Annotated in this window: 12 protein-coding genes; 5 read left to right on the top strand and 7 right to left on the bottom strand. The window is 66.7% G+C overall.

The window, feature by feature from the left end:
- Positions 1-6: 6 nt before the first annotated feature.
- The 5 genes from flgE to WIX41_RS00370 form a co-directional block, all read right to left on the bottom strand.
- Positions 7-1,230 (bottom strand): flagellar hook protein FlgE, encoded by a 1,224-nt coding sequence (flgE, locus tag WIX41_RS00390; protein WP_339445225.1) that lies wholly within the window; start codon positions 1,228-1,230, stop codon positions 7-9.
- A gap of 31 nt (positions 1,231-1,261) precedes the next feature.
- A complete protein-coding gene (locus WIX41_RS00385) occupies positions 1,262-1,942 on the bottom strand; it encodes a flagellar hook capping FlgD N-terminal domain-containing protein (protein WP_339445224.1) in 681 nt (226 codons plus the stop codon).
- 26 nt (positions 1,943-1,968) lie between these two features.
- Complete coding sequence (gene flgC, locus WIX41_RS00380; protein WP_214903342.1) at positions 1,969-2,376, bottom strand: flagellar basal body rod protein FlgC; 408 nt, start codon at positions 2,374-2,376, stop codon at positions 1,969-1,971.
- Positions 2,377-2,379: 3 nt separating this feature from the next.
- Positions 2,380-2,775: a flagellar basal body rod protein FlgB gene (flgB, locus tag WIX41_RS00375; RefSeq protein ID WP_339445223.1), complete on the bottom strand. Its 396-nt coding sequence runs from the start codon at positions 2,773-2,775 to the stop codon at positions 2,380-2,382.
- A gap of 216 nt (positions 2,776-2,991) precedes the next feature.
- Positions 2,992-3,936 carry a chemotaxis protein gene (locus WIX41_RS00370; RefSeq protein ID WP_339445222.1) on the bottom strand — a complete coding sequence of 315 codons (945 nt, stop codon included), beginning with the start codon at positions 3,934-3,936 and terminating at the stop codon, positions 2,992-2,994.
- Positions 3,937-4,042: 106 nt separating this feature from the next.
- On the opposite strand from WIX41_RS00370, the gene flgA reads away from it, so the two are divergent.
- The 4 genes from flgA to WIX41_RS00350 all read left to right on the top strand — a co-directional run bounded on the left by flgA (position 4,043) and on the right by WIX41_RS00350 (position 6,731).
- A complete protein-coding gene (gene flgA, locus WIX41_RS00365; RefSeq protein WP_339445221.1) occupies positions 4,043-4,708 on the top strand; it encodes a flagellar basal body P-ring formation chaperone FlgA in 666 nt (221 codons plus the stop codon).
- A gap of 82 nt (positions 4,709-4,790) precedes the next feature.
- Entirely contained in the window at positions 4,791-5,093 is a 303-nt protein-coding gene (gene flgM, locus WIX41_RS00360; protein ID WP_339445220.1) for a flagellar biosynthesis anti-sigma factor FlgM, read from the top strand.
- Entirely contained in the window at positions 5,090-5,428 is a 339-nt protein-coding gene (locus tag WIX41_RS00355; RefSeq protein ID WP_409187282.1) for a flagellar protein FlgN, read from the top strand. Before flgM ends, WIX41_RS00355 begins: the two co-directional genes overlap by 4 nt.
- A gap of 79 nt (positions 5,429-5,507) precedes the next feature.
- Positions 5,508-6,731, top strand: a complete 1,224-nt coding sequence (locus WIX41_RS00350) for an ATP-binding protein (protein ID WP_409187281.1) — start codon at positions 5,508-5,510, stop codon at positions 6,729-6,731.
- Between the two features lie 51 nt (positions 6,732-6,782).
- Here WIX41_RS00350 and WIX41_RS00345 read toward each other — a convergent pair whose 3' ends face one another.
- Both WIX41_RS00345 and WIX41_RS00340 read right to left on the bottom strand, forming a co-directional pair.
- Positions 6,783-8,540, bottom strand: a complete 1,758-nt coding sequence (locus WIX41_RS00345) for an EAL domain-containing protein (protein WP_339445217.1) — start codon at positions 8,538-8,540, stop codon at positions 6,783-6,785.
- Positions 8,541-8,543: 3 nt separating this feature from the next.
- Positions 8,544-10,637 carry a PAS domain S-box protein gene (locus WIX41_RS00340; RefSeq protein ID WP_339445216.1) on the bottom strand — a complete coding sequence of 698 codons (2,094 nt, stop codon included), beginning with the start codon at positions 10,635-10,637 and terminating at the stop codon, positions 8,544-8,546.
- 143 nt (positions 10,638-10,780) lie between these two features.
- On the opposite strand from WIX41_RS00340, the gene WIX41_RS00335 reads away from it, so the two are divergent.
- The gene (locus WIX41_RS00335) at positions 10,781-13,585 is read left to right on the top strand and encodes a bifunctional diguanylate cyclase/phosphodiesterase (protein WP_339445215.1); all 2,805 of its coding nucleotides are present in this window, start codon (positions 10,781-10,783) and stop codon (positions 13,583-13,585) included.
- The last annotated feature ends 88 nt before the right edge of the window (positions 13,586-13,673 follow it).

Genomic DNA, 13,673 nt, shown 5'->3' with positions numbered 1-13,673 from the left:
GGCTCATCAACGGATGTTGATGATGGTCTGGGTGATCTGGTCCATCGTGGACACCATCTGCGAGTTGGCCTGGAAGTTGCGCTGGGCGGTAATCATGTTGACCAGCTGCTCGGTCAGGTCGACCGTGGAGGCTTCCAGCGAACCGGCCTGGACCTTGCCCAGGTTTGAGCTGTCCGGTGCGCCGGTGCGCGCGGTGCCGGAGCTGAAGGTTTCCACCCACAGGTTGTTGCCCTTGGCTTCCAGGCCCTGCGCGTTGTTGAAGGTGGTCAATGCGACCTGGCCCAGCGGCTTGTCGTCACCATTGGTGTAGCGGGCGTAGACCACGCCGTCTTCGGAGACGGTGATTTCGTTGAGCTTGCCGGCCGCGTAACCATCCTGCTGGGTGTTGCGCAGCGCGAACTTCTCGCCGTACTGGGTCGAACCGGTGACATCCAGCGTCATCGCCAGGGTGCCGGCGCCGGTGGTCGGGGTGAACGGATCCATCACGATCTGGCCGTTGGCCGGGTTGGTCAGCGCGCCGGCATCGTTGAAGTTCAGCGTGGTCGGGGTGCCGACCGCCTGGCCATCGACATAGTTGTAGACCTGCCATTCGTTGGCGTTGGCGGTTTTGACGAAGTACGAGGTCTGGGTGTGGCTCACGCCCAGCGAGTCGTACACGGTGATGCCGCCGGTGGACTGGTTGTAGCTGTTGGAGTCGGTCGGGTCGAACGTGCCCAGGGTCGGTTCACTGGCGTTGGCCGGGAGGGTGAAGGCAACGTTGACCTTGCCGGTCTGCTGGGGCGGGCTGTCGGTGGTGAGCAGCTGCAGGTCGGTGAGGCGGCCGCTGTCGAAGCCGGTGCCATCGGCGTTCGGCGCGAACACCTGCAGGCGCGCGCCCTGCGGGTTGGTCACGTAGCCGGCCTGGTCGGTCTGGAAGTTGCCGGCGCGCGAGTACACGCGGGCACCGTTCATGCTCATGGTGAAGAAGCCCTCACCGGAAATCGCCATGTCCAGGCTGCGCCCGGTCTGCTCGTTGTTGCCCTGCGAGAACTGCTGGGCCACGTTGCTCAGGCGCACGCCCGAACCTATTGCGTTCTTGGACAGGCCGTAGCTGGTGGCCGAGAACAGGTCGGCGAACTCGGCGCGTGATTCCTTGAAGCCGGTGGTGTTGACGTTGGCGATGTTGTTCGCGGTGACGTTCAGGTCGGCATTGGCGGCATTGATGCCGGACAGCGAAACATTGAAGCCCATGGGGTTCTCCTTGGATGCGTGACGAAGGGACTCAGCTGACGCGCAGCACGTATTCGATCGGGGCCGTGCCCAGGCCCTTGAGGTTGAGGTACAGGCCGTCCGAGCCGACGGTGACGCTTTCCACCGGCGCTTCGACGTAGGTATTGATCTTGGTCTGGGTGCCGGCGCTGTCGGTATGGGTGGCGGCGATGGTGTAGCTGCCGGCGGCCATGCGGTTGCCGTTGGCATCCTTGCCGTCCCAGTCGAAGGTGACTTCGCCGGCTTCCTTGGCTTCCACGCTGAGCTGGGTGACCTTCACCCCATTGGCATCGGTGATGTCCACGGTGACGTAGCCGGCGCCGGGCGCGGCGACCATGCCGCTGGTATCGCCTTCGGCTTCCAGCTGCCACTTGGTGGACGGCACCAGCACGTCGTGACCGACCAGCGCCGCGCCGCGCAGCACCTGGTCGCCGGCCATCGATTCCTGGAACCCCTTGACCGTGCTGTTGAGGTCGTTGATGCCCTGCACCTGGGACAGCTGCGCCATCTGCGCCACCATCTGGGTGTTGTCCATCGGCTTGAGCGGGTCCTGGTGCTGCAGCTGCTCGGTCATCAGGCGCAGGAAGTCAGCCTGGTCCAGGGTGTCCTTCTTTTTGGTGGTATCGCTGTTGGGCGCGTTCAGACCCAAGGCGCTGTAGATGTCGGTGCTGCCGACGCCGCTGGTGGTGCTCATGACGGTATGTCCTGCGATAAGAAGGGTCAGCGACCCATGGTCAGGGTGGCCAGCGCCAGTTCCTTGGCGGTGGTCAGCATTTCCACGCCTGCCTGGTAATTGCGCGAGGTCGAGATCAGGTTGACCATCTGCGCGACGGGGTCGACGTCGGGCTGGTAGATGTAGCCATCGCCATCGGCCAGCGGGTGGCCGGGCTCGTAGCGCTTGATCGGCGCGGCGTTGCTCTGGCTGATTTCCTTGACCTGGACGGTGGTGATGTTCGGGTCGGTGCGGCTGGTGACCGACTGGAAGATCGGCTCCAGCGGCTTGTAGACGGCATCGGCCGAGCCGGCGATGGTGTCGGCGTTGGACAGGTTGGAGGCCAGCGTGCTCATGCGCACGGACTGGGCCTGCAGCGCGGAGCCGGCGATATCGAAGATGGGCAGGTTGCTCATGGCTTATTGCCCCGTGATCGCGGTGAGCATGGAGCGCACCTTGGATTCGACGAAGCTCAGCGAGGCGCGGTATTCCAGCGCGGCGCGGCCATAGGCGGCGCGCTCGGCATCGGGATCGACGGTGTTGCCATCGATGCTCGGCTGCACGCCGTCCTTGGTGATCTGGAACGGGTTGAGCCCGCCGCCGATGGCGAAGTGCTGCTCATTGGTGGTGCGCATCAGCCCGTTGCTGTCGGCACCCTGGGCATTGCGCAGGGCGGCATCGAAGTCCAGGTCCTGGGCCTTGTACCCGGGGGTGTCGGCATTGCTCAGGTTGCTGGCAATCAGCTTCATCCGCTGCTCGCGCAACGGCATTGCCTGGGCATGGACCCCCAGATAGTCGGAAATCAGATTGGGCATGGCGCTCTCCCACGGGACGATGTGGGGGAGGGTGCAAGGCGCGTGCCAGAACGGGGGGCCTGGTTGGTTGATCCAGATCCCAATGGGCCCATCGGGACCAGGATCAATCAACCATGGGCCCATCGGGATCCCGATATCTCATCCCGGGGCCAGCCACCCGGTAGCGCCGGCCGTTGGCCGGCCCTCGGGGTGCCCGGCGTCACGCAGGGCGTGACCCTACGCGGCCTCGGCGACCTTGCGCAGGCGATCCAGCACGAAATCGGCCAGTTCGTGCGGGGAATACTTGGCCACGAAGGCGTTGGCGCCGACCCGTTCGACCATGGCGTTGTTGAACACGCCCGACAGCGAGGTGTGCAGCAGCACGTACAGGCCGGCCAGGCCCGGGTGGCGACGGATTTCCGTCGTCAGGGTGTAGCCGTCCATGGCCGGCATTTCGATGTCCGAAATGACCATGGCGTAACGCTCGGCCGGGTTTTCGCCGGCGGCGTGGATCTGCAGCAGGTGGTCCAGCGCCTGCTTGCCGTCCGAGAGCAGGGTGGCACCCACGCCCAGCTGGTCCAGCACGCTGCGGATCTGCTGGCGGGCCACGCGCGAGTCGTCCACCACCAGCACCTGCAGCTGCGGGGCGTCGGCCGGCAGCGCCATCGACGGGTCCAGCACGGCTTCGCCACGGATCTGGGCGATGTCGGCCAGCACGCTTTCCACGTCGATCACCTGGATCAGCTCGCCCTGGAAACGGGTCACCGCAGTCAGGTAGCTTGATTCGGCGCCCAGCTCCGGCGGCGGGTGGATGTCTTCCACCGCAATGTTGACGATCCGCTCCACGCCGCTGACCAGGAACCCCTGGATAGAGCGGTTGAATTCGGTCACCACCAGGTAGCCCGGCGCCTTGTCGGCGTCCGGCTCGCGCTCGGGGTGGCCGATCGCCAGGCCCAGGTCCAGCACCGGTACAGAGCGACCCCGTACGTCGGCCACGCCAGCGAACTGGCTGGGCAGCCCGGGGACCTGGAACAGGTCCGGTCGGCGCAGGACTTCCTGCACCTTGAACACATTGACGCCAAAAAGCTGACGTCCGCCAAGGCGGAACAACAGCAGGGCGAGGCGATTGTGGCCAGCCAGGCGCGTGCGCTGGTCGATGCGGTTGAGCAGGTCATGTGACATGGGGGTGGTATCGGCGCCAACGGCGATCACTTGAGCGGGCAGGTGATCGCGTGAACGGCACGGCGCTTGCATGACGCTGCGCATGTGCCATGCCCCCGGAGCCGCCATGCGTACCCTTCTTATAGCTGCCGCCCTGATCGCCACCTTGGCCGGTGCATCCCCGCACGCCTGGGCGGCGGGCGGCTGGCAGCCGGTGGACAGCATTCGTGCAGCCGCACTGTCCACCTTGCCTGCCGGCAGCGACGGCGACACCACCCTGGATTCCGCCCTGCGCCTGCCGGCCTGCGGCCAGGACCTGCGCGCCCAGCCGACCGGCACCAGCACGGTGGAGGTCAGCTGCCCCGACGCAGGCGGCTGGCGCCTGTTCGTGCCGGTGAAGGTGCGCCGCAACCAGACCGTGCTGATCCTCAATCGTGGCATCGCCGCTGGAGAAACGCTGGGGTTGGCCGATATCACCACTGCACAGCGCGACGTGGCCCGCATCGCCGGCGCCGCCCTGGCCGATCCGGCTGCAGCGGTGGGGCGGGTAGCGCGGCGTACGCTGAGTGCCGGCAGCCTGCTGTCGGCCAATGACCTGGTTGCCCAGCGTCTCATCCGCCGTGGCGACAGCGTGGCCCTGGTCTCCCGCTTTGGCGGGGTCGAGGTCCGCGTGGCGGGCAAGGCGCTGGCCGATGCAGGCGAAAATGAACGCGTATCCGTGGAAAATCTGTCGTCACGCAAGGTGGTCCAGGGCACGGTGGCGGCCAGCGGCGACGTTTTTGTGACGCGCTGACCACTCCGACGTGCAGAATCTCCTAAAGATGACCACCGCACTGCCGTTATCCCTTGTGAACCGTAACTCCCAGGACTATTCCATGAGCCAGAAAATCGACGGCAACCTGCAGGCGACCGCCCATCTGCGCAGCATTGCGCCGGGCAACAAGCCCAGCGTTAGCACCGATGCCCCGGCGCGACCGGTGGAAGCGGCCGACAGCCTGAAGCTGACCGGCGAGGCCACCAGCCTGCAGGCGCTGCAGCGCGAGCTGAGCACCGCCCCGGCGATCGACGCGGGCCGTGTGCAGGCCGTGCGCGAGTCGCTGCAGAACGGCACCTACAAGATCAATCCGGACGCGATCGCCTCGCGCATGCTTGAGCTGGACCAGCAGCTGCAGGGATGAAGCTGGCCATGAGCGCGCCATTGCAACGCCTCAGTGATGCGTTGGACGTCGAACGCCAGGCATTGGTGGAACATGACGTGCAGTCGCTGATCCGCGCCACCGGCGCCAAGCTCGATGCGCTGCGTGAGCTGGAGCAGGTGCTGCCGGTGGGGCAGAACGAACAGCTGCAGGAACTGGCCGAGCGCAACCGCGCCAATGGCGTGCTGCTGGCGCGCCGCCGCCGCGAGGTCAACTGGGCATTGCGCCAGCTGGGCCGCAGCGAAGACGCCTCGGCGTACGACGCCAAGGGTCAGGCCAACACCCTGCACACGCGGCGGCCGCTGGCCGTCGCCTGATCGGGCAGGGCGCTCCCGGCGCCCACTGCGCTCCAACACGGATATAGTGGGCGCCTGTTTCGACTGCCCCGATGTGACCGTGACCGTGTCCACCACTTTTGTCACCGCGCCGCTGCCGCCGCAGCCGGTTCTGCTTGCGCTGTTCGAGCGCATCAACGAAGGCGTGCTGCTGTTCCGTGATGACGGCAACGTGGCCGTGGCCAATGCTGCGGTACGCGGCATGCTGGGCCAGGCCGAGATCGACGCCGGGGTGGATCCGGCGCAATGGTTGCGCCAGCTGTTGCCACCCGATGCGCTGGAACACGCACGGCTGCATGGGCACTGGAACGGCAGCCTGCCCGTCGGTGAACGCATGGTCATCGCCCATGTCTACCAGCAGGAAGAGGCTGGAAAACGCCATTACCTGGCACTGTTCCGGCGCATCGAAGGCCAGGAAGATTACGAACGCGAGCTGCAGCAGCGCCATGCCGAGTTGCGCCAGGCTTACCTGCGCCTCAACGGCACGCAGGAAAAGCTGTTGCAATCGGAAAAGATGGCCTCCATCGGCCAGCTCGCCGCAGGCGTGGCGCACGAGATCAACAACCCGATCGGCTATGTGCACTCCAACCTGGGCAGCCTGCAGGAATATCTGCGCAGCCTGTTCACGGTGATCGAAGCTTACGAGCGGGCGTTGCGTGCGCCGGATCCGAAGGCGCTGATTCCCGAAATCGATGATATCCGCAACCGCTTCGACATCGATTTCATCAGCCGCGATTTGCCGCAGTTGATGGCCGAGTCCCGCGAAGGTATCGAGCGCGTCACCCGGATCGTGCGTGACCTGAAGGATTTCTCGTATTCGGGCCGCGATGAGTCGTGGAAACTGGTGGACCTGCACTCGGGTCTTGAGTCGACGATCAACATCATCTGGAACGAGCTCAAGTACAAGGTGACGCTGCATCGCGAATTCGGCCAGCTGCCGCTGGTGGAATGCCTGCCGTCCGAGCTCAACCAGGTCTACATGAACCTGCTGCTCAATGCCGGCCATGCCATTGCCGAACGCGGCACCATCACGGTGCGCAGCGGCGTGGATGGGGACCATGTGTGGGTGGAGTTCGAAGACACCGGCGGCGGCATTTCGCCGGACCTGCGCCAGCGCATTTTCGATCCGTTCTTCACCACCAAGCCGGTAGGCAGCGGCACCGGGCTCGGGCTGTCGATCTCCTACAGCATCATCAACAAGCACCACGGGCGCATCGATCTCGACAGCACCCCGGGCGTAGGCTCGAAATTCCGCCTGGTGTTGCCGATCAAACAACCGCGTTGACGGGGCTACGAACCGTTATGGGCCCATTGGGATCGGGATCAATCAACCGGTTCATTCGCCTTCCGGCGCCGGTATCGCAACAGGTTGGGCGGTATTGGCGCGCCGTTGTTCTTCGTGCGTGCGGAATGCCTGGTGGATGTGCTTGCGCAGCTCGTCGTCGTTCCAGGGCTTGGTCAGGAAGCGGTAGATCGCGCCGCGGTTGATCGCGTCGGTCACGGTGTTGAGGTCGGTATAGCCCGACAGCACCAGCCGGATCGTGTCCGGGTAGAGCATCTTCACCCGGCCCAGGAACTCGGTGCCGCTCATGTCGCTCATGCGCTGGTCGGACAGGATCACCTGCACGTCGTTGATCGCCAGCAGGTCGAAGGCATCGCGCACGTTGCCTGCCGCCAGTATCCGGTAACCATCGCGCCGGAACAGGCGCACCAGCGAGCGCAGTACGTTCTCTTCGTCGTCCAGCAGCAGCAGCGTGCGGTCCGGGCGGGTTTCGGCGAACGCTTCCGGGCGCAGGTAGCGGCGGCGCAGGGTCATGCCGGCCGCGTCGGCCGACATCGGCTCGCCGAACAGGTAACCCTGGAACACGTCGCAGTCGTTGCGGCGCAGGAAGCCCAGCTGGGCCTGCGATTCCACCCCGTTGGCGATCACCGTCATGCCCAGCTGGTGGCCCATGGCGATGATCGCGCGCGCGATCGCCGCCTCGCGGTTGCCCGCTGGCGCGCTCTTGATGAAACTGCGGTCGATCTTCAGCTTGTCTACCGGGTAGCGCACCAGCGCGCTCAGGCTGGAATCGCCGGTGCCGAAGTTGTCCAGGCTCAGGCTGATGCCTTCATTACGCAGGTTCACCAGCGTTTCATGCACGAAATTGACGTTGTTGGTCAGCGCGCTTTCATTGATCTCCAGCGTGAGCATCTGCGCCGGCACGCCGGCGGTCTGCATCAGCGCCATCACCTCGGCGAAGAAGTTCGGGCGCAGCAGCTGCAGCGTGGACACATTCACCGCGATGGTGAAGTCGTCGAAACCCTGGTCGCGCCACAACCGTGCCTGCTTGAGCGCGCCTTCCAGCACCCAGGTGCCGATCTGCACGATGATGCCGAGCCGTTCGGCGGTGCGCATGAAGCGCTCCGGCACCAGCATGCCCAGCGTCGGCGACTGCCAGCGCAGCAGCGCCTCCATGCCCACCACGTGGCCATCGCGGGCGCTGACCAGCGGCTGGTAGCGCAGCTTCAACTCACCATTGGGAATGGCGTCCACGATCTGGCGCGCGATGATGCTTTCGCTGTGCGCGCTTGAGGGTGTATTGACCGCATGGATGCGTACCGCATTGCCGCCTTCGCGGGCGGCCTGGTACAGCGCGTCCTCGGCATGGTCGAGCAGGCGCGAGGTCTCGGTGGCGTGCTCCGGGCACAGGCTCACGCCCAGCTTGCCGGTCATGAACAGCGTGTACGGCAGCACCGACAACGGCAGTTCCAGCTGCTGGCGGATCTCTTCAGCCAGGTCATCTGGCAGTGGCAGGTCTGCGGTGCGTGGCACGGCGATCAGGAACTCGTCGCTGCCGTGCCGCCACAGCTTGCCGCGCCCGCGTAGATGATGCTGCAGGCGCTGTGCCACCAGCACCAGGGCCTGGTCGCCCACTTCGGCGCTCATGTTCTCGTTTACCGATGCGAAGTGGTCGATGTCCACGTGCATCAGCATCAGCGGCGTGCCGCCGGAGGCCGCCTCGGCGACCATCGCCTGCAACGCGGGGTTGCCGGCGCCAAGGCGTGGCGGCGCGTCCTCGATGCTGACCAGGGGCAGGGAAGGGTTCCACATGACTCACTGTTCCAATGTATCGGGGGTGGCCGCGCTGTCGGTGCGGTAAGGCAGGAACAGGTCGACCAGGGTGCCGGCGCCATGCGCCGACGCGATTTTGAGGGTGCCACCGGCGCTCTGCGCGCGTTCGCGCATCACGATCAGGCCCAGCCCGCGCGGGCCGCTGGGGTCGAAGCCTTCGCCGTCGTCGCGCACCTGCAGGTGCAGGCCACGATCCTGCACATCCTGCAGCGTGAGGTGCACCTGGCTGGCGCGCGCATGGCGCAGCACATTGGTCAGGCTTTCCTGGGCGATGCGGAAACAGGCCTGTTCGATCTCGCCCTGCGGGCGGCGCGGCAGCGCGTCGATGTCGGCCAGCAGCTCGGTCGGCGAAGAGCGGAACAGCACGCCGGCCTGCCAGCGCAGTGCTGCTTCCAGGCCCAGGGCATCCAGCTGCGGTGGGCGCAGCAGGGTGGAGATGTCGCGCAGCTTGCCCACGGTGGCGTCGGCCAGGTGGATGATCTGTTCAAGGTCTTCGCCGCGCCGCTGCGCATCGGCCTCGTCCTGCGCAGCATACGCCGACAGCTTCATGGCCGTGATGGCCTGGCCGATGTCGTCATGCAGATCGCGTGAGATCGCCCGGCGCTCATCTTCCTGCAGCGAGAACAGCCGCCCGGCCATCGCCTGCAGCTCGCGGTTGCTGGTTTCCAGCGCTTCACGGATGCGCTCAGGCTCGCTCAGGTCGCGCACGATCAGCAATTTGCAGTTGCGCCCGCCATAGCGCACCTCGCCCACCGCCAGGCCGGCCTGGAAGCATTCCCCCCCAAGGCGGCGCATGCCGATCACTTCGCTGCCGCTGCCCGGCAGCGGGATGGTCGCAAACAGCTGCGCGCGCACCCGTGCCAGGTCCGTGGCCACCACCAGCGCGGACAGCGGCTCGCCAAGCAGGGTGTGCTGGCCGTAGCCAAACTGCGCGGCGGCGTAGGCGTTGGCATACAGCACGTGTTCGTCGGACAGGATCACCACCCCGTCAGGCAGCACCCGCACCAGCTCCCGGAACTGTTCCTCGCGCTCACGCAGCAGTCGCCGCGACTGTTCGCGCTCAGTGACATCCTGCAGGGTACCGAGCACGCGCGGCCGGCCGGCGTCATCGGTACCGCTCTCGGCACGCAGGTGCACCATCAGCGCGCGACCGTCCATGGCCAACAGCGGCAGCAGCACGTCGATCTGCACCCGTTCGCCACGCATGTCCTGCAGCAGCTGCTCGCTCAGCGCGGCGGTGGAGGGGTCAGTGGGCACCAGTAGTTCTTCGAAACGATGCCAGCGCCGGGCTTCGGGCGGACGCCGACCGAGCAGGTGGTAGACTTGGTTGGAGTAACGGCCCAGCCCGGTGGAGGGGTCGACCTCCCAGGCGCCGATCCGGGCCATTTCGTGCGCTTCCTCTACCCGGGCAAGCGCCTGGTCGCGGCGGCGCAGCGCCTGGTCTTCGCGGGTACGGTCAATGGCGATCAGCAGTCGCGCCGCCCGCCCGGCATAGTCGAGGTGGTTGCTGCGCATCTCCATGCGCCGGGGCGTGCCGTCCTTGAGCACCAGATCGGCAGTGATCACGCACAGCTGGTCAGGTTGCGCGCGGACATGTTCCAGCTTGGCCGCCAGCGCCGCTTCGTCGCCAGGCGGCCACAGCGCGGTCATCGACATGGCGGTGAATTCGTCGCGGCTCCAGCCGAACAGGCTGCAGGCGGCCGGGTTGACGTCCAGGATCTCCAGCGACGCCAGGTCGTAGACCAGGATCGGCCCCGGGTTGCCTTCGAACAGTTGGCGGTGGCGCTGTTCGGAGTGTTCCAGCCGCGCATGGGTCCGCAGCACGTGCAGGGCCAGCGGGCGCAGCAGAAGGTAGATCAGGGCGCCGCTGAGGACGACGAAGAGCGCCCCCTTGGCTGTCTGCCAGCGCGCGGCCGTCGCCAGGTCGGCGGTCAGCACCTGGACGGCGGCGTCACTGCACAGTATCCACACCAGCGCCAGCACCAGGTAGCCGATCACCACCCGCCAGCGATCGCGGCGCAGGGCCTGGGCGAGCGGCTGGTCACGACGGTGCGGGGCGGGCGGGACGACAGGCATGGGGTGCGACGGAACCAGGTGCGGTGGGCGCCCCATAGTAGTGGCTGGGATGCCCCGGGCGCACGCCGCACTCAACTATCGAGCGCAACCGCCGCTAACGATTGCGTTCCCGGCTGTCGGGTGCGTTATCGGAGTCGTACCGCGTGGACCAAGGCATCATCGCGAGTCTGCTGCAGCACCCCCTGGCGTCGGCCCTGGTCATCCTGGACCGGGCCGGGCGCCCGCTCGCGGCCAACCCGGCCGCGCGCGAACATGGGCTGCCGGCGACTGTGGCCGCCTACGGGGACCTGCTTGAAGACCTGCGCCTGATGGCCGCCGATGGCGGACAGGTGCCGTGCCAGCTGCCGGGCGGCCCACGCGGCCGGTTCGACGGCTGGATGCGCGCCGTGCACGATGCCGACGGCAATCTGCTGGCCTTCACCCTCAGCGTGCCCGAGCCGGTGGCCCACTATGCCGGCAGCCGCTGGGAAGTCGCGCTGGACCATGCCGGGCACGGTCTATGGGACTGGGACCTGCCCAGCGACGCGGTGACCCGGTCCCAACGCTGGCACGACGTGCCCGGTAGCGCAGACGAACACGCTTCGGCCGATGCCGGGCGCGCCTTGCTGGCGCCGGTACACCCGGATGACCAGGCGCAGGTGCGCGCGGCGCTGGGCGCGCACCTGCGCGGCGAGGGTGAGGGGTACACCGCCCAGTACCGCCTGCGTCATCCCGGGGGCGACTGGCGCTGGGTGCTCGACCGCGGCCGGGTGGTTGCACGCACCGTCGATGGGCAGCCGTTGCGCATGGTTGGCACGCATACCGACATCCAGGCGCAGAAACAGATGGAAGCACTGCTGCTGGAGCAGCAGGTGCACCTGCGCGAGGCACAGCGTATCGCCAGCATGGGCAGCTGGTCGTGGGATCCGGGCAGCCGCCAGTTCTGGTGGTCGCCGGAGTTGCGGGCCCTGCTTGGCGTGGAAGATGCCCCGTTGACGGGCCGCCGGCACTGGCTGCGCCTGCTCGAACCGCGATCGCGCAGCCTGCTGCGCCAGGCCTGGCGGCGCATGCTGCGCGATGGCAAGGCCAGCATGCTGGCGCTGGAATTGCCCCGCGAAGGCAGCGGGGCGCTGCACCTGCGGCTGTGGATGCAGCCATTGCTGGGCCCGGATGGACACATCCAGCGCCTGCTGGGCCAAGTGCAGAACATCACCGAACAACACCAGACCGATGCGCTGATCCGCTGGCGTACCGAGCTGCTCAACCGGGTGTCGGCGCTGGGGCGCATCGGTGGCTGCGAGATCGAGGTGGCCACCCGCCACATGCAGTGGACCGAGGAGTGCTACCGCATTCACGGCCTGCGCAAGGAGCCGATCACCCTGGACCAGGCGCTGGCGCTGTACACGCAGGACTCGCGCGATGCCTTCGAAGCCGCGCTGGCCAGGATCGCCACCGGCGGCCTGCCCGAACAGCTGGACCTGTGCTTCTACCGCCAGTCCGGCCTGCGCATCTGGGTGCAGGTGCTGATCGAACTGGACCACCGTGATGGCCTGCCGATCCGCTTCGTGGTGCTGTTCCGTGACATCACCCGTGAGCGCGAGGCCAACGAGCGGATCGAGCTGCTGGCCCATTACGACCTGCTTACCGGCCTGCCCAACCGCATGCTGCTGCGCGAGCAGACCGCCGATGCCATCGAGGAAGCCCGCGATCGCGGCGCACCGCTGGCAATGCTGTTCATCGACCTGGATGGCTTCAAGACCATCAACGATACCTTCGGCCACGCCACCGGCGACGCCCTGCTCAAGGCCGCCGCCGCGCGGCTGCACCAGAACCTGCGTAATGCCGACCTGTTCGGGCGCTTCAGCGGCGATGAGTTCATCGTGGTGCTGCGCGACCTGGCCGATCCGGAAGACGCCGGCCAGGTCGCGCGCACGCTGATCGCCTCGCTGGCCGAACCGCTGCAGCGTGGGGACTCCACTTTGAAGGTGGGTGCCAGCGTGGGCATCGCGATGCTCGACGAAGGCCGCACGGATTTCGATTCACTGCTGCGCGCGGCCGATGCGGCGATGCATGCGGCCAAGGAAGCCGGACGCAATACCTACCAGTACTACAGCCAGGATGCGTTGCTGCGCATCCAGCGCAAGCTGGAAATCGAACATGCGCTGCTCGGCGCGATCGAACGCGAAGAATTGAGCCTGGCCTACCAGCCGTTGCTGCACGCCGCGCACGATCAGCCGCCGGCCATTGAAGCGCTGCTGCGTTGGCATCGCCCAGGCATCGGCTACTGCAGCCCGGCCGAGTTCATTCCCATTGCCGAAAAGTGCGGCGAAATCGTCCGTATCGGCGACTGGGTCCTGGCCGAGGCCTGCCGCCAGGCCGCGGCCTGGGACAGGGCAGGCCTGCGGTTCGACCGGATTGCGGTAAATGTATCGGCGGTGCAGCTGCGCGACCGTGGTTTTGCCGAACGCGTGATCGAGATCTGCCACGCCCATGGCTGGGCGCCACAACGGCTTGAGCTGGAGCTGACCGAATCGGCATTGATCCGTGACACCGACGTGCTGCGGCATTGCTTCGATGTGCTGGAGCGGCATGGTGTACCGCTGGCGGTGGACGATTTCGGTACCGGCTTCTCCAACCTGCATTACCTCAACCGCTTCCCGGTCGGCCGGCTGAAGATCGACCGCAGTTTCGTGCAGGGCATGCTCCACGATGACGGTACGGCCGAAGTCACCCAGGCCATCGTGCACCTGGGCCACGCGCTGGGCATGAAGGTGGTGGCCGAAGGCGTGGAAACCGAGCAGGAAGAGGCGATGCTGCGCCGGCAGGGGTGCGATGAGATACAGGGTTACCTGTACTCCAGGCCGCTGACCCCGCGTGATCTGGCGCAATGGTTGAGGCAGGGTGGGGCGCAGATGGCGGCGATTCCCACTGGGGCTGGCGACGCGTTGCGGATTCCGGTTGCGCCTTGACGGTGCGTGGGCCGGCCAACGGCCGGCGCTACCGGTGTCCGGTGCCCGTTTATGATCCCGATGCCGTCGTGTCCATGACCGTTGGCGG

It is taken from the genome of Stenotrophomonas sp. AB1(2024), from assembly GCF_037482345.1.
Classification (GTDB): domain Bacteria; phylum Pseudomonadota; class Gammaproteobacteria; order Xanthomonadales; family Xanthomonadaceae; genus Stenotrophomonas.
The sequence above is the reverse complement of the archived record's forward strand: the minus strand, read 5'-3'. Positions and strand labels throughout refer to the sequence as shown.